We start from the raw sequence: 14514 nt of genomic DNA on the forward strand, positions 1-14514 counted from the left end.
CGAAATACGCCCAACTACGGGAGTGCTGGAAATGACCTTCGAAATCAAAGGCCCAATCACAGCCGAGCGCGCGCAAGCGGCAGCAGAATGGCTTGTCGAGAACGCCGCAGTGATTGCCGAACTCAAGGGCGAGAGGGACCGCGCCGAATACATGGTGAAGCGGGCCGAGGCCATAGAATTTGATCTGGCAGAGGGGAGCGCCGAAGCGCGCAGACAGGCCGCAAAAGCGTCTGAGTACCACCTGGACGCCGTGAATAAGCACATTGCCGCCGTAGTGGCTCACGAGAGAGCAATGGGAACCCGAAAGGCTGCAGAGACGCTGATCGAACTGTTCCGGTCTCTGAACGCCAATCTGAGGAGAGCGCCATGAGTATTCGCATCGTGGAAGCAGATGAGTTTGAAGCAAAGCTTTGTGACGCGCTGCGCGGGTTTACTGGCGCGGACTTTGTAACCGGGCCGGGCAGATCGGGGGCGATTGCCTCGGTTTATGCCAGTCATTTTCTGGGTATTCCGTTCATTCCGTTCAAGAGAATGCGGGGCAGCAAGGTCCTAATCGTTGATACGGCCATAGCGTCAGGGGCGACCATCAGAAAAGCCTCTAACTACTATTTCGGAGCGCCTTTTATCTACGCTTTTACCCAACCGCCGAGGGTGAAGTTTTGGTATGAGCGCCTGTCTATGGAGCGTGGGAAAGGGAACGAATACAGGAGGCTTGCGGCATGAGCCTCATGGGTAAACCACCTCTCGGCCAAAAGGTCGAAATGTTCGTTTCCGACGACCTGCGCAAGTTCGCCATGGGCAAAGAATGCCAGATGAAATCTGATTGGTGCAACTGGAATTGGGCGACAACGAACCTCTGTCATTCCCGCCGGAAAACCGGGACCGGAACAGCGCAAAAGCCTCATGATTTCTGGGGATACCACGGGTGCGCTGGCTGTCACGCAAACGAGCATAAGGTTTCGCTGGCGGATCTATACGGGGCCATTTGGCGCACTCAATGCGCTGTCTACGCGCATTTCGGAACACTGACGCCCTAACGCCAGTTCCATCTTAAGCGGCATTACGCCTTGTAATGCTAATTTATTTAACATATGTTAGTCACAGAAACACCTAACACATTGATCGGGAGTACAACAATGGTTCGCAACCTGCTATCTTGCTCAGCATTTATTGCAACGCTGGCCGCACCTTTGGCGGCTGAAATCACGCACGAGCAGGAGCTTTGTATCGTTGACGGGATCTGTGGTGAGTCAGAGCGGCCCGATCCGAAGCCGCTGCACCCGTCGCTATACGAGCCGTATGAAACCGGCATTGCTGAAAACCGCGCGGGCTTGCAGAGCGTCCGCAATGGGCTGGCAGAGGCACGGGCACAAGCAGCACGGGCCGCGAATACTGCGAACATCGCTCTGGGCCAGTCCGTCCTGCAAATGGACCTGTCGCGGGACAACTACATCGGCGGGGGGCTGGCGCTCTATGACGGCGAGACAGTCGGAACCATCGGCTATTCCCGCAGCATTGGCAGTGCCGACCTGGGCCTGATGATCAGCACGGACGGCAATGAGACCGCCGTCGGCGTCTTTGGCGGCTGGGGGTGGTGATATGACTGATATCAGTAAAGAAGCGGTTGAGCGTCTTATCAAAGAGGATTTGACAGAAATCGCAATTTCAGCCGGGCTTAAAGTTACTGACCATGACGTAAAGGTCATGGAACAGACCGCCGACATGCTCCGCGCCCTCTCAGCCCGTGTGGAAGAGTTGGAACAACAGGTCAGAGACACGTTGAAAATATCCAACCTGAAACGTGAACAAGGACGCCTTCAGGGGCTGGATGAGGCAATAGCGAAGTGCCGCCAGCGAGACATCATCTACGCGGACAGCGCTGCCGAACACATCCAAGCCCTAAAGGAGCAAAGCAATGACTGACACACGCATAGAGCCGTGCCCGTTTTGTGGCGGCAAAGGCATAAAGCAGATGAGTGCGGAACGGCCATTTGTGTACTGCGAGGGCTGTGATGCAAACGGACCTGAGTGTAGTACCATTGAAGAAGCGGTATACGCCTGGAACACACGCACCCCCGCACCAGAGGCCGGATGGCGGGATATGGATAGCGCGCCGAAGGGACCGACAGATGTCAACTTTCATGATGTGGCGTGGGGCGACACCGACGATCCAACCACTGGCCCAGCCATTCGACACAAGGACAAGTATTTTGCGCCCGCTGTTTTTTATCGTGGAGGGCCAGCGGACCAACGCCAATATGAGTTTAGGGAAATAGAGGTAAAGCCGTTTGCTTGGAAACCATCACAAGCCGCCCCCGGCACACAGCCCGCCACGGAACAGCCGAGCGACCCTATGGCTGGAACCTGCATACACATGACTGCTGAAATGGCAGAGAATTGCCCAACGTGTAACCCGACACTTCGCCACCCGTTGGCCACGGAACAGCAGAGCGTGAAGGAAGCGGACCTTACCGGAAACGTTGTCGTCGAATACCAAATCCAAAAAGGCGACGAAGGTCTGTTCCACTTGTATGGTTCTGACGGACTGTTTCTCTCTCGCAGGTCAGTTGAGGAATGTTTGGGCGCGCTGCCTATATTGAAGCGCGAACACGACGAAGCCCTGCGTTCTCTAGCGGGGGATGAGTGATGTTGGCTGCGTACATTAGGGAAAAGTGCCACATAGAGTATTGGCTCATTGGCTTGATGAGCGTCCTTATCGAGGAGGTCGGAGTTGAGAAGGTCCGTGATGCGCTCGCCATTGCTACCCCAAAAGAGGACCCCACCCCATGACCAATGAGACCACAGCGCCAGAGCGAGAAGATGACTATTGGATTGTCAGCTTGGAGGCGTTCGCTTTCGATACCGCCGAAGATGCCAAACTATACGCAGATCGCTTGGCCGACGCGTTTACAGCCATGCCAGAGTCTGATGGGTATGGCGCTTCGGTGAAATACTACCACGCTTCAGATGACGCCCTAGAAGCCGCCCAGGCACGTATTGCGGAGTTGGAGGGGGCTTTGGGGCCGTTTGCAGAGGCGGCGAGCGTTTTTGACAAGGATTATCCGGGACTAATGAAGCCGGGAACCTCATGCGGAATAAGGTTTGGTGCGCTAACCAAAGCCCGCGCAGCACTGGAGGGCAAAGGATGACACGCCTTACGCCAATAGCTGTGGGCGAGAAAAACGCAGCTAAGTTGATGGATATGAGCTTGGAGAGGTTCCAGAACTTGGTTGAATCAGGGTCTCTGCCGAGGCCAAAGCCAATCGCCCCCGGCGTTGAACGGTGGAGCGTTGCAGAGCTGGACGCCATTCTAAACGGCACGAAAATGGATGATGAAGAAATCACATGGTAAAGAAACTGACCCGAAAATATGTGACAACCAAGACCGTCAGAGGGCGGACGTACTACTATTTTCGGCGCGGCGAGACTTACCAAAGACTGCCAAACGATCCAGACAGCCAAGAGTTCGACACCGAGTATTGGGCTATCAGATCCGGCAACCACAAGAAGGCGACAAAGACAACATTCGACGCCTTGATCCAGAGTTATTATCAGACACCGGAGTTCCGAACCAAAAAGCCCGGTACGCAGAAGGAGTACCGCCGAACACTTGAATTGATCCGTGAGAAGAACGGTAAGGCTGATTTTACAAAGCTGCGCCGAAAGGGCGTAATCGCCGCACGTGACAAATACGCCGACACATGGCGCAAGGCCAATTCCATGGTGGAAATGCTATCCATACTTTCCCGCCATGCAATCGACCTTGAATGGATCACGTCCAACCCCGCCAGCGGCGTGAAGAAGCTGACGGGTGGGGAGTATGAGCCGTGGCCCGAAGGCAAGCTAAGAGCCTTCGAAGCATACTGCCGCAAGCATAGTTTGGAATGGGAATTGACCGCATTCATGCTTTGCACTGGAACAGGCCAACGGGTCGGTGATGTGATCCGCATGGAATGGGGGCACTATGACGGCGATTATATCGCTGTAGTGCAAGACAAAACCGATCAACGACTCTGGGTGGCCTGCCCTGACTTTCTGCGGGCCTATCTGGAACAACTGCCCCGCAAGGGTAAGTTCATGATGGCGAAGAACCTGACGCAAGGCGTGGCCAAGAGAACCATTCAGCAGCGAGTTATGGACGTAAGAGAACAGGTGGGTGCGTTAGGTTATGTCATCCACGGGTGGAGATATAACGCCGCTGTGGCGTTGGCAGAGGCTGGGTGTAGTGACAGCGAGATTCAGGCCGTCACCGGACACAAGACGCTAGAAATGGTCAGAAAGTATCGGAATCAGGCGAACCAAAAGCAGCTATCGAAGCGGGCTCAGGATCGTCGGAAGAAGTCCTAGAACAGAACAAGGCCAGAACGTGAATCTGGGAAACAAAGTGGGAAACCGAGAAATCATGCACGGCACATCAGAAAGCGATACCTTGATATTTCCTTTTAAAATCAGTATGGTGCGGGTGGAGGGACTTGAACCCCCACGCCTTGCGGCGCCAGAACCTAAATCTGGTGCGTCTACCAATTTCGCCACACCCGCAACCAAGCGCGTTTGCGCTGGAATGAAGCGGTCAATAACAAAGCTTGCATCGGAGTGCGAGAGGGAAAATTCGAGGAATACAAAGTTTGTGACTTGCCGGGCTGCCTGGTTGAAAACTGCAACCTGTTTTCGGCCTGGTTGATACCGCAAGCAACGCAACGGCTGCGAAACCAGAGGCATCTGACTCCCACCTTCAACTGGTTTGAGAGTACCTATATGAAGCTGCTTTACGGCTTTTGGTTCACATGTTGACGCCTGGTACAATCAAGTCGTCAAAAAACGCGCTAACGTTGAATAGACGCCAACACTTCAAGTCGGAACTTGTGCCGCCAGACTTAGTGGAGAATCAAGGCACAACGGGCCAGAGTTGATGCAGTCTGACCCGCAAAACTGCCTCAGACTGTGCTGCTGGAACTGCCTGGGCATTTGGTTCCATCCTCCAGATCCGGTGTTTTCAGTAAAGCAACAAAACATAAATATTTGTTTTTATTCAGAAGTATGAAGCTAAAAGATTTTCGACCTCCAAATCACTCGAATGCACCTGTGAAGACGTCGCCTTTGCCTCATTTGGCTGCGCCTATTATGCCTGCATCCAAGCTTGCCGGACGTTTCTCGGTCTGATCTGCCGCATCGAAATACTCGCATCGGTTGAGGCATTCTTATGAGAGATCGACCACATTGCCGCCACAATTCAACCGCTAAAAAATCTTATTCGCGCCAAAATAACACCGCCTTGAAGGTACTTGTTGTTTATCAGGAGTTAATGAGTCTTTTTGCCACTTTGGCGCCGGTACGAGTTTTTTTGCTCAACTCCAATACAAGGCTTTCTGCTGTGACCGATTTGAATCCCTCCGCTGCCGCCGAGCAAGAAGCTGTCTTCTTCGCTCGTGAGAGTTTCCTTGGTGAGCTCAAGACTCTGAATCGCGACCACCCGACCACAGGCTTTGGCATTTCCCTTCGAACGCATTCGGGTGAACATTATCTGCTTGCGAACGCCCGCATGCCGTTACCCGCAGCAAAATCCGAAGGTTTCCCGACCGGGCGCCGCGTTGCATGCCTCGAGAACGGCGACCGCTTCAGCTCGATCGAAGTTCTGGCCGATTCCAAATCGTACGAGACCATTTCACCTCGGGCCGAGGCCGAAATACTGGGCAATGCATTGGACCTGATCGCGCGGATCGACACTCTGACAAGCGTTCCGGCAGGGCGTGTTGCGCATGCGCCCCAAATTGCTGCAACGGGAACCGGAGGTTAAGTATGGCGCGCAACGATCACCTTTTGTCTGTGGGCAACGAAGCACTGGCACCGATGACGGCAACCATGGCTTCACTGACGGCTCAGATTGATCAACTGACTGAGGTGGCTGATGCGCGCTCCTCGGCACGGCTGGCGACGCTCAAGACCCGGATGGAGAACTTTACCGCCAGCGTCACGATGGTGGGCCAGGTCAAGGCCGGAAAATCCTCGATCGTCAATATTCTTGCCGGGCACCCCGGCCTGCTTCCGTCAGACGTCAACCCGTGGACGTCGGTGGTTACGACCCTGAACATCAACACGCGCCCACCCGGTGATACAAAGGCCAAGTTCACGTTTTTCGAGCAGGAAGAATGGGACAACCTGATGGTCGGTGGCGGTCGTCTTGGCGAATTGGCCAATCGCGCCGGCGCTGATGACGAGATGGAAGACATCCGCCGCCAGATCGGTGAGATGAAGGCCAAGTCAGAGGAACGTCTTGGCAAACATTTCGACCTGATCCTAGGTCAAAGCCATCAGTATGATCATTTCGATGAGGAACTGATTCAGCGTTATGTTTGCCTGGGCGATGAAGACGATCCCGATATTGACCCCAAAACGGGCCGGTTTGCTGATGTTACCAAATCAGCCGAGCTGTATATGGACATTCCGCAATACCCCATCGCGCTGAAACTGTGCGACACGCCGGGTGTGAACGATACGTTCATGGTGCGTGAACAAATCACTCTGCGCAGCCTGCGCGGATCCGAAGTCTGCGTTGTGGTGTTGGCGGCAAGCCAGGCCCTGACGACAATGGACATGGCCCTGATGCGCATTATCGCGCAGTTCGAGAACCGGCAGATCATCCTGTTCGTCAACCGGATCGACGAGCTGTCCGATCCTGTGAACCAGGTTCCAGAGATCCGTGACCGCATTCAGGACACGCTGAAACAGAACAATATCGACACAAATACCAGCGTCGTTTTTGGCAGCGCATTATGGGCCGAAGCGGCGTTGACAGGGAACCCGGATATTCTGACAGAAGAGTCGCGCCAGGCCTTGAATACGTTCTACCTGGCCGCCGGTTTCGGTGATCAGGCGGCCTCGCTCGACAAAATCTGGGCGCTGTCCGGTCTGCCCGATCTGCTGCTGGCCATAAATGAGCGCATTGCAGACGGTGCCGGAGCGCGCCTGATGGACCGCGTCCGCCATCGGGCGCGTAACATTGCCAGTCAGATCCGCGCGACTGCGGTTGCCAAGAATCTGTCCGAAGGCGAAGGCGTTGCACGGGATCTTGACGGCGTGTCGCCCGAAGAGGCGATAAACACGGTGTCAGCCGAATACGAAAAGAAAGCCGCCGAGTTGACAAATGCGCTGCGCGACAAAGTGTTGGAGCGTCTGAAGTCAGCCGAGGACAATTTCGTCAAACGCGCAACGGACTCTCTGATCGCGCATCTTGAAAAAAATGGCGAACAAGGCACGTGGCAATACGATCCCGCGGGTTTGCGGACGTTGCAAAAGGCTGCCTATTTCAGTTTCGCCCGCGCCATGCGAAAGGATGCAGGGGCGTTGTACGCAACCGCTGCTGCGGACGTCGAAGCGCTTTATCATAAGATACTCGGCAACCATCTGGGCGAATTCAGCATCGAAGCGCCCATTGTTCCCCGTGTTCCGCCGCCTCTCGGCATCGGCCGGACGATCGCACTGGACTTGCAAAGCACCTGGTGGCGACGTTGGTGGCAACGCCGAAAGGGGTTTGAGGCATATGCGGCGGATTACACGCGGCTGATCGCGTCCGAGGCAAACTCGATCACCAAGGATATCGAGGAAAACCAGATCGCGGCGGTTCTGGAAAACGTCCGCGCGATCCTGACGGATTTCCTGCGCGAGCAGAAGGAAACCCTGCTGAGCATCTCGTCTTCTGCCGACAAGAACCCGGGTCAGACTGCGGCGGCGATGGCGGGCTTGCAGCCACAGAAATCCAAGGACGAGATTCTGGGTGACATACTGAAAGATCTAAGCAACGAAGCGGCATAAGTAGAAAAATGGCAAAAGATACACAAACACGCTTTGTTTCTCCGAAGGCATGGGAACGCATCGAGCAGTGGTCCCGTCGCAAACCGGTTTTCGCCCTGATGGGCGAGTTCAGCGCCGGTAAATCCACGTTGATGAACTTTTTGCTGCGAACGCAGACCTTGCCGACGCAGGTGACGGCAACCCAGTTGCCACCGGTCTGGTTTAGCTGGGGCAATCAAGCGCCCTATATAAAACGCCATGACGGAAGCACTGAACTGATCGAGCTGGATCAGCTTGAAACCGTTGGCGTCAATGACGCACAGTTCATCCGCATCTTCCTTGAGGCCGATATTCTGGAGGCTGTCGACCTGATCGACACACCCGGCATTTCGGACCCCAAGATCTCGACGGATGTGTGGCAACGCGCGGTGGGTCAGGCAAACGGCGTTTTGTGGTGTACCCACGCGACACAAGCCTGGCGCGAAACCGAACGCGCGACATGGGTTTCCCTACCCGAGAGGTTGCAACACAACTCTTTGCTTTTGGTGACGCGGGCAGATGCCCTGAGCCTCAAAGACCGTCAAAAAGTACTGCGCCGCGTTAACCGCGAAGCTGGTCACCTGTTCAATCGGTCCATTCTGTTCTCGGCCCGCGACGCAATCACTGCCCGGGACAAGACAGGCGATGCCGAGATGTGGTCGCGCAGCGGCGGAGGCAAGATGATCGACAGTTTCCTGGAGATCACAGAACAGATTATGGACAACCGTGCCGATCAGCTGGCTCGATACCAGATCGACAAGAGCCAGGCCGACGCACCCAAAGTCAAACCTTTGCGCCCTGCCCGTTCATCAGACGAGCCGACAGCCAGAGACGAAGCCGCACCCTTGAGGTTGGTGAACCCATTGGAGGCCGCCGGGCAATCGAACGCTGTAGGCGAAACAGTTGTAACCAGCTTCCCGGTACGACCTGCCCGGGTCGAGCGGCGCTCGGATGAGGCCGAGCGGGTTCGGATCGATGCGGAAGAGGCTGAACGGCTGCGCGCAGAGATGACGGCAGAGCCGGTTCCGCTGCCCGTTGAACCCGACACAAGCGATGATCTGCGTTCCTTTTTCAAGGACACCTCGAACGACCCGCTGGAATTGACGAATGTCGCGGGCCTTGAGGATGACGAAGACGAATTCGAGCTGTCCGTTGACGCCGATCTGGAGGACGCATTGGATGACGACACGGGCGCTCTGGATGATGCTGAAATCAGCCCCGCGCCTCTTGCGGCTGTTGACAATTCCGATGATGTGCTTGCCTCGCTGAACACTTCGATGCAAGAGACCCAGATCGTGCCGGATGGCGAAGAAGAGGAATCCGAGCAGGCCGATTTGGCTGAAGATCGCGGCATAGAAGTTTCTGTATCCTCGATTACGGCATTGATGGCCGCGCAAACCGGCAACACTGCGGATGAGTATGAGCCGGAACCCGAAACCAGCGGTTTGATCGAAGCGGCCACCACCGAACAGGTTGACGCAGTTGAAAGAAGCGTTGCCATGCTGAGTGGCCTGCCCGAAGTTGCGGTCGGATCGCCTCTCAGCGCGTCGGATATGTGGCAGGAGGTTTCGAGAAATGAAGACCTGCCGCAAGATGCAGAAGGGCTGAAGAATGTATTCAAGGCCTTTCTGGCCGAGTTTGATCAGATCGCCATTGAACACAACGAAAGGCAAACCAAAGAGGCACTTCGATCCATTCCGAAAGCCAAAGAAAATAGCGGCGCTGAATGGCATGTGTTGTAAGGGTATCCGAATCGAGCTAGTGAGAAACTCATAAATGAAAACAATGGATTAGATGTCTATTCAAACCGCACTGAACTCCGCCATGGAAACGATACCCGACTGTATAGCAGCCGGGTATATCGACATGGAGACAGGGATGCTTTTGGGCAGTTCTGTTTCAGATCCCGACTGCGCGGATTCGTTGGATGTTTTGGCGGTGGCTGTGGCCAATCTGTTTCAGGGGCGCGGGGTTGCAGCCTTTGAAGCGCTCTTGCGTCAGGCTGGCAGTGCAGACGAAGAAAGCGCTGGCTTTGGGGAAGTCGCCGTTTTTTCCAAGGACAGGCTAAACATCTTTCTGCGGACCAAGGAATATCCTGATCATGTGGTCTGCTATATCTGCCGCAACAGTGCGAATGTCGGACTGGCGCTTACCAAATCACATCTCAGTCTGGGGCCGGTTGCGGCTGCGGTTTGAACGGGACCAGAGGGGGTCACGGCATGATGGACACGGACATTCTCGACCTGCTTGAAGATATCAGGCGGACCTCGGTCGCACGGCTGTCTCCGACCGTGAGGATCGCAGGAGAAACAGCGGCCGCGCGCCGTTCTGCGGTATTGCGGGCAATCCGTGGCACAGTATTGCCGCGCCGGTTGGAATTCACCGCCGCAAACGGGGATTGTCTGGCAATCGAGGTGAACAGCTCCCGGATCACCGATGTCTTCAAGGTACCGTCAGGTGAGGTTCCGGACTTTGAAACGGAATCACGCGCCGAACTGATCGAGAAGCTGGCTGGATTGGTGTCGGAGATCTCGGCCTCGCCTGCCCCGCTTGAGTTGACGTCGGGCAGACCGGACACAGCGCTTGAAGTGGATGAGGTAGGTATCACCTTCAGCGAAATCGAGAAAGCCTGCGCCGCCATCGAGCTTCCGTCCGAGCCAATTGTTTCCGTCGTCCCGAGTGCTGAGAAACCTGTTGATGACTCTCTGCCCGCCGAGGCAACACCCGATGCAGCGGAAACATTTGCCCAACGTTTTTTTGAAGCGTCAAGCCGCTTCGCCTCGGGTCGTGTTTTTGTGGAAAGTTCGGACGAAGCCGCACCTCTTTTGGAAGGCGTTTGCAAGCCATCTGAGCCGATGCATCCCGACCAGGACACGCTGGCCCGTTTTGTGGCTGATCTTGCCGGCTGGGATGGCGACTCTCAGCAAGAGAGTGAAGACCCGCAACTGATTGTCATGCGGCCATCGGGCGGGAAAGGGGCCGGTCTGGCCGTTTTGAGTGACGGTGGTCAGATCGCGGTCGCCATCCACGAAGCCCGCAAACTGGGGGCGGTCGTCAACCTGTGGACCTCTTTGCAGGAGGCCGAAAAATGATTGCCTCCGTTGAATTCAAATTTTCGACTACTTCAATCTGTTTTTTATTGTAACCAGGGTAATGAGTAATGAGTGAAACACATCGCCGCGAACTTATTCGCATAGCAGAAGAAATGAACGGGGCAACCAATGATGAAACGCGCCAGTTCATTTCGCGCATCATTGGTGATCTTAGCAATCTGAAACCGTCAATTGCGTTTGTCGGGCAAATCAAGGCTGGAAAATCGCGTCTGATCAACGGCTTCACCGGTCAGGCAGAGTACTTGCCTTCGGATGTAAACCCCTGGACAACTGTTATCACCGATATGCATTTCGGCCATCCGTCCGGCCGGACGCAAGGTGCCGAATTCCATTTCTTCGACAATTACCAATGGCAATCGCTGATCGCCGAAGGTGAAGAACTGCGCAACATGTTTCCCGATGACGAGGACAGCTATAAGCGCGAGATGATCGAAGAACAGGTCGAGGCCATGAAGGTCCGGGCGCGTCGACGTCTGGGTGACAGCTATGAACAACTGCTGGGCCAACAGCACGATCTGGACGAACTGACGTCAGATGACCTCGCCAGATATGTCTGTGCCGGGGATGATCCGTCCGAAGACGGGGCTTTGGATCCGGGCAGTGATCGCGGGCTTTACAGCGACATCACCCGCAAGGCCGAGGTCTATTTTGACCTGGGCCATTTTCCGTTTCCGCTGACGGTCACCGACACGCCCGGCGTGAATGATCCCCTGCTGATCCGCGAAGAAATTTCACGACAGTATCTGAAGGAATCCGATTTCTTTGTGGTGGTTCTGTCCGCGCATCAGGCATTGTCGCGCGCGGATCTGAAATTGTTCCGGTTGATGCAAGCGCTGGAACTTGGGCAGATCGTCGTCTTCATCAACCGTGTGGACGAATTGGGCGGCGGCGCCGAAGACGCGGCCAAGGTTCGTCTGGATGTACTGGACGGGTTGGAAAAGGCGCTCGGCAACTCGAACATCGATGTCCTCATGGGCAGTGCGCAATGGGCGCATTATGCTCTGACCGGCGATGAAACCGGAGTGAACCACGACCACGTGCTGGCATGGCTGCGCGCTCACCCGGAACAGATGCAGCAATACCTCAACGGTGTGGCCGAGATCAAACAAGGCCCGGGACCGATCAGCCGCGAAGCGGTTCTGCGCTTTGCCGCAATGATCGCGTCGGGCCTGCCCGATCTGCGTCGTCATGTCACTCAGGCTTTGACGGACGGACCGATCAACGAACAGTTGCGGATGGCCTGGCAACATCTCGACAGCTTCGCACGCGGGGAGCTTGAGCGCTCTCAGGTTCGTTTGCGGGCGCTGCAAGATGAAGACGGCTCGGATGTTCGAAACGCCGATGAAAGCGACAAGACACTTGGCGACCTACGCAAGCTGATTGCTGAAAAAACGCAGGAGATCACGCGTGACATGGATGATGTCCTGTCGAATCTGCGCGGGGTCATGGATGACACTGTCTCGGAATCGGTGGCTATCGTTGTGCGCGGGCCGGACGGCCAGTCGCCTCTGCTGGCAAAAGGCGGAGAGACCGAGCTCAATTTTACGCCATTGCGCGAGCGTATGCGTGAACTGGTACAGGGGGCGTCGCAAGTTGTTCGGCAGCGCATGCTCAGCGAGCTTTACGCGATCGACATGCATTGCAATGCCGCCTTGCGGGCATTGCCGGGATGGCAAGAACCGGTCGACAATCGCATGACCACCAGTGCTGTACGTTGGTTCCGGCCTGACACCACCGCCCTGACCCGTGGCATTACCGTTGAATTGCGTGTAAACTGGCTGTCGCGTCTGATCTCGCGCAATAGCGTTGTGGCGCGTGCAGAACGGCTGATCGTGCAGGAGTTCGAGCTGATCGGGGATGACCTGATCGACACGACCCGCGACGATCTGTTGGAACGGCTGAATACGGTTCTGGACCACTATATGGCCCTTCTGGCCGGTCATCTTGAACACCGGTCCAACTCAGGAGAACTGAACGCCCAAGCGGAAGCGCAAGGTGCATTCGACAAAGCGCGTCGCATTGCAGCTGAGCTGGAGACGGTTTTTGGAACACCCGATGCGGATGAAAGACAAGCAGAGGCTGCGGAATGATTGAATTTCCCGGAACTGAAAAGGAAGTACGCCAACTGGAGCGCTTCCTGACCGCAACTGAAAACCTGACGCCTGACGAGGCGTTGGAGGATATGCGTGCGCGGGCTCTGTCCCACGCTGAACGTCTGTCAAACGCGGTCAATATCGGTTTCGCCGGGGAATTCGGCGCAGGCAAGTCAAGTCTGGCGAACATGCTGGCTGGCGCGGACATTCTGCCAACTGGCCCGCAGCATCTGAAATTGCCGCTGGTGATCGTCGCCTACGCGGATGCGCCCGAAACGACTGTCGGTTGGTGGAACAGGGAACCAAAGACCTATTCCGGCATAGTGCTGGAAAAAGCGGCCGAGGAGGAGCCCGATTTCATATCGGTCGGCATCAATACTCCGGCCCTCAAGGAAATATCACTGTTTGATCTTCCGGGCTCGGGTGCTCTGGATGATACCTACAAGCCGACTTTGGATCTGCTGAACTTCGTCGATTGTGCCATCTGGTGCACAAATGGAACCAATGCCTGGCGCGAGACCGAGCGCCACTTGTGGTCTCAGGTGCCCCCGGAACTTCGGGCCAACAGCCTGCTGGCCGTAACACATGCTGATCTGCCACCGGTGCAGGGTGCCCTGGACCGCGTCCTTGCGCGCCTGAACAAAGAAAAAGAAGGAATGTTCCGCGCCGTTGTCCCAATTGGTACGCCGGTCGCCGTGCGTGCCATGGCGCAAGAGCCCGAGCCCGACTTTGCGCTTTGGGAAACCTGCGGCGGGCAGAACCTTGCGGAACACGTGCTGGAAGCGGCATCCGACCGGCGCCGCGGCGATCTCGAGGCTGCGCGGAAAGCTTTGCAGCAGGACATCCTGCCCTATCTTGAGGCGGTGAAGGGCGCAGAGCCAGAGCCTGTTTCGAATGACACCACATCGATGCAGTCATCGCTTGGGTCTGCCCTGCCCCCGTTGAACAATCCCATTCTCGAGGACTGGCTGGCCGCAATAGCAAGCATCTATGAAGATCTACGTGAAACCTCTGACATCGAACCGGCCGCGTTTCTGAACAGCTGTCAGGAGATCGTCGAAGATTTTGCGGAGCGGCTGGAACAAGGTGGCGAAATCGACCCCGAAGCTGATTGGATTCCCGCAGAATTTGAAAAGGCGACAGATTTGCTTTTGTTGCTGCAATTCGAAAGCGGGGACGCACCATTGAAGGACGCAATCAGCATTCTGGCGCAGCTGGGCGACAACCTTGCCTGGGCTGGAAGCACGGTCGCAGCGGCGCAACCGAAAACCGGAACCTGACGCTTTCCCGTCAAGATTGAGCTGCATTGCAGCGATTCGAAGGGCCGAGGAATCGGCCCTTTATTGTTTCGAATTCGTGGACCAACACGCTTGATTTCGGGTTTAAGTTTTCAATCAGCCCATATTCATTGTCTATATATTGCCTCATAGGCACCGCTAGGCACAACATAAGCCATCATGCGAAAAACGATCCATAGTGAA

The 14514-nt window shown here is 55.7% G+C and carries 16 protein-coding genes and 1 tRNA gene; 16 read left to right on the plus strand and 1 reads right to left on the minus strand.

Annotated features, from left to right (window positions below; all coding sequences use genetic code 11):
• Positions 1–31: 31 nt before the first annotated feature.
• The 9 genes from GOW04_RS08375 (at position 32) to xerC (ending at position 4347) form a co-directional block, all read left to right on the plus strand.
• A complete protein-coding gene (locus GOW04_RS08375; RefSeq protein ID WP_171232205.1) occupies positions 32–370 on the plus strand; it encodes a hypothetical protein in 339 nt (112 codons plus the stop codon).
• Positions 367–723 (plus strand): hypothetical protein, encoded by a 357-nt coding sequence (locus GOW04_RS08380; RefSeq protein WP_171232206.1) that lies wholly within the window; start codon positions 367–369, stop codon positions 721–723. The genes GOW04_RS08375 and GOW04_RS08380 overlap by 4 nt, the downstream gene beginning before the upstream one ends.
• A complete protein-coding gene (locus GOW04_RS08385; RefSeq protein WP_171232207.1) occupies positions 720–1037 on the plus strand; it encodes a nuclease domain-containing protein in 318 nt (105 codons plus the stop codon). The genes GOW04_RS08380 and GOW04_RS08385 overlap by 4 nt, the downstream gene beginning before the upstream one ends.
• A 99-nt stretch (positions 1038–1136) precedes the next feature.
• Complete coding sequence (locus GOW04_RS08390; RefSeq protein ID WP_171232208.1) at positions 1137–1598, plus strand: hypothetical protein; 462 nt, start codon at positions 1137–1139, stop codon at positions 1596–1598.
• A 1-nt stretch (position 1599) separates the two neighbouring features.
• Positions 1600–1923 (plus strand): hypothetical protein, encoded by a 324-nt coding sequence (locus GOW04_RS08395; RefSeq protein ID WP_171232209.1) that lies wholly within the window; start codon positions 1600–1602, stop codon positions 1921–1923.
• Positions 1916–2647, plus strand: a complete 732-nt coding sequence (locus tag GOW04_RS08400) for a Lar family restriction alleviation protein (RefSeq protein ID WP_171232210.1) — start codon at positions 1916–1918, stop codon at positions 2645–2647. Before GOW04_RS08395 ends, GOW04_RS08400 begins: the two co-directional genes overlap by 8 nt.
• A 139-nt stretch (positions 2648–2786) precedes the next feature.
• Complete coding sequence (locus tag GOW04_RS08405; protein ID WP_171232211.1) at positions 2787–3149, plus strand: hypothetical protein; 363 nt, start codon at positions 2787–2789, stop codon at positions 3147–3149.
• A complete protein-coding gene (locus GOW04_RS08410) occupies positions 3146–3352 on the plus strand; it encodes a hypothetical protein (protein ID WP_171232212.1) in 207 nt (68 codons plus the stop codon). The genes GOW04_RS08405 and GOW04_RS08410 overlap by 4 nt, the downstream gene beginning before the upstream one ends.
• A complete protein-coding gene (xerC, locus tag GOW04_RS08415; RefSeq protein ID WP_171232213.1) occupies positions 3346–4347 on the plus strand; it encodes a tyrosine recombinase XerC in 1002 nt (333 codons plus the stop codon). Before GOW04_RS08410 ends, xerC begins: the two co-directional genes overlap by 7 nt.
• Before the next feature lie 107 nt (positions 4348–4454).
• Here xerC and GOW04_RS08420 read toward each other — a convergent pair.
• Positions 4455–4539 (minus strand) — tRNA-Leu (locus tag GOW04_RS08420).
• 661 nt (positions 4540–5200) lie between these two features.
• On the opposite strand from GOW04_RS08420, the gene GOW04_RS08425 reads away from it, so the two are divergent.
• From GOW04_RS08425 to GOW04_RS08455, 7 genes are all read left to right on the plus strand, one after another.
• Positions 5201–5794: a hypothetical protein gene (locus GOW04_RS08425; protein WP_253284262.1), complete on the plus strand. Its 594-nt coding sequence runs from the start codon at positions 5201–5203 to the stop codon at positions 5792–5794.
• A gap of 2 nt (positions 5795–5796) precedes the next feature.
• Positions 5797–7809: a dynamin family protein gene (locus GOW04_RS08430; protein WP_171232214.1), complete on the plus strand. Its 2013-nt coding sequence runs from the start codon at positions 5797–5799 to the stop codon at positions 7807–7809.
• Positions 7810–7817: 8 nt separating this feature from the next.
• A complete protein-coding gene (locus GOW04_RS08435) occupies positions 7818–9569 on the plus strand; it encodes a dynamin family protein (RefSeq protein WP_171232215.1) in 1752 nt (583 codons plus the stop codon).
• 52 nt (positions 9570–9621) lie between these two features.
• Positions 9622–10023, plus strand: a complete 402-nt coding sequence (locus GOW04_RS08440) for a hypothetical protein (protein ID WP_152460278.1) — start codon at positions 9622–9624, stop codon at positions 10021–10023.
• Between the two features lie 23 nt (positions 10024–10046).
• Positions 10047–10919 carry a hypothetical protein gene (locus tag GOW04_RS08445; RefSeq protein WP_171232216.1) on the plus strand — a complete coding sequence of 291 codons (873 nt, stop codon included), beginning with the start codon at positions 10047–10049 and terminating at the stop codon, positions 10917–10919.
• Positions 10920–10987: 68 nt separating this feature from the next.
• Positions 10988–13030 carry a dynamin family protein gene (locus GOW04_RS08450; protein WP_171232217.1) on the plus strand — a complete coding sequence of 681 codons (2043 nt, stop codon included), beginning with the start codon at positions 10988–10990 and terminating at the stop codon, positions 13028–13030.
• Positions 13027–14313: a dynamin family protein gene (locus tag GOW04_RS08455; RefSeq protein ID WP_171232218.1), complete on the plus strand. Its 1287-nt coding sequence runs from the start codon at positions 13027–13029 to the stop codon at positions 14311–14313. The genes GOW04_RS08450 and GOW04_RS08455 overlap by 4 nt, the downstream gene beginning before the upstream one ends.
• Positions 14314–14514: the final 201 nt, after the last annotated feature.

Origin of the sequence: Ruegeria sp. HKCCA4812, assembly GCF_013034245.1 — a bacterium.
In the GTDB taxonomy this organism is placed as follows: Bacteria; Pseudomonadota; Alphaproteobacteria; order Rhodobacterales; family Rhodobacteraceae; genus Ruegeria.

Bases quoted from the DNA above. Each gene is read 5' to 3' on its own strand.
- GOW04_RS08440 (WP_152460278.1), top strand. From the start codon at position 9,622: ATGTCTATTCAAACCGCACTGAACTCCGCCATGGAAACGATACCCGAC.
- GOW04_RS08395 (WP_171232209.1), top strand. From the start codon at position 1,600: ATGACTGATATCAGTAAAGAAGCGGTTGAGCGTCTTATCAAAGAGGAT.
- GOW04_RS08450 (WP_171232217.1), top strand. From the start codon at position 10,988: ATGAGTGAAACACATCGCCGCGAACTTATTCGCATAGCAGAAGAAATG.
- GOW04_RS08425 (WP_253284262.1), top strand. From the start codon at position 5,201: ATGAGAGATCGACCACATTGCCGCCACAATTCAACCGCTAAAAAATCT.
- GOW04_RS08380 (WP_171232206.1), top strand. From the start codon at position 367: ATGAGTATTCGCATCGTGGAAGCAGATGAGTTTGAAGCAAAGCTTTGT.
- GOW04_RS08410 (WP_171232212.1), top strand. From the start codon at position 3,146: ATGACACGCCTTACGCCAATAGCTGTGGGCGAGAAAAACGCAGCTAAG.
- xerC (WP_171232213.1), top strand. From the start codon at position 3,346: ATGGTAAAGAAACTGACCCGAAAATATGTGACAACCAAGACCGTCAGA.
- GOW04_RS08400 (WP_171232210.1), top strand. From the start codon at position 1,916: ATGACTGACACACGCATAGAGCCGTGCCCGTTTTGTGGCGGCAAAGGC.
- GOW04_RS08405 (WP_171232211.1), top strand. From the start codon at position 2,787: ATGACCAATGAGACCACAGCGCCAGAGCGAGAAGATGACTATTGGATT.
- GOW04_RS08435 (WP_171232215.1), top strand. From the start codon at position 7,818: ATGGCAAAAGATACACAAACACGCTTTGTTTCTCCGAAGGCATGGGAA.
- GOW04_RS08375 (WP_171232205.1), top strand. From the start codon at position 32: ATGACCTTCGAAATCAAAGGCCCAATCACAGCCGAGCGCGCGCAAGCG.
- GOW04_RS08455 (WP_171232218.1), top strand. From the start codon at position 13,027: ATGATTGAATTTCCCGGAACTGAAAAGGAAGTACGCCAACTGGAGCGC.
- GOW04_RS08390 (WP_171232208.1), top strand. From the start codon at position 1,137: ATGGTTCGCAACCTGCTATCTTGCTCAGCATTTATTGCAACGCTGGCC.
- GOW04_RS08445 (WP_171232216.1), top strand. From the start codon at position 10,047: ATGATGGACACGGACATTCTCGACCTGCTTGAAGATATCAGGCGGACC.
- GOW04_RS08385 (WP_171232207.1), top strand. From the start codon at position 720: ATGAGCCTCATGGGTAAACCACCTCTCGGCCAAAAGGTCGAAATGTTC.
- GOW04_RS08430 (WP_171232214.1), top strand. From the start codon at position 5,797: ATGGCGCGCAACGATCACCTTTTGTCTGTGGGCAACGAAGCACTGGCA.